The 733-nt window shown below is 30.6% G+C and carries 1 protein-coding gene; it reads left to right on the top strand.

The window, feature by feature from the left end; translation table 11 throughout:
• Positions 1–185: 185 nt before the first annotated feature.
• Positions 186–733 (top strand): beta/alpha barrel domain-containing protein (locus tag FUA24_RS24570; RefSeq protein WP_148546073.1); only part of this gene is annotated, 548 nt, incomplete at its 3' end.

Genomic DNA, 733 nt, shown 5'->3' with positions numbered 1-733 from the left:
CAATGAAATTTTTCAAAAAGGCATGAATGAAAAATCAGAAGAATTTAAAGAAAAAGGATCTGAAATTTATTTGTAAATAATAATAAGGGAGTTCCCACGCTGAAAAAGCGTGGGCGGGCTTTCCGTTGCAATCTTTTGCAGAAAAAGCAAAAGGATTTCCACTACAATCCCTAACTCAATAAAAAATGATAGTTTTAATAGCGCCAGAACATAACGTTACAAACGAAATTGATATACTTCAACAATTGTTTCAAAACGGGCTGCAGTATTTTCACCTTAGAAAACCTCATATGAATTATGAGCAACATTGTAATTACTTAAATCAAATAGATTCAAAATATCACAATTGTATAGTAACGCATCGTTTTCATAAGCTATTAAAACAATTTAATTTAAAGGGTATTCATTTTCAAGAAGCCAAAAGGCATCAGGTTTTAAGCACAATGCCATCTTCAATAAATAGAAAACAATTTATTACGCAGTACGCTAAATTATTAAACGTAACATCTAATTTGTTAGAAACAAAAACCATTAGTTCTTCGTTTCATGAACCTGAAGAACTAGAAAATTGTTCAGTTATTTTTAATTACCATTTGCTAAGCCCAGTGTTTTCATCTATTTCAAAAAAAGGCTATAGTGGTCGTGGTTTCAACGTTAATCACATAAATAAAAAAATAATAGGCATGGGTGGTGTTACAGCTAATAACTTAACAGCATTTGATAAGCTTGGTTT

The organism is Seonamhaeicola marinus, assembly GCF_008085455.1.
This window is presented reverse-complemented; position numbering and strand designations above follow the sequence as displayed.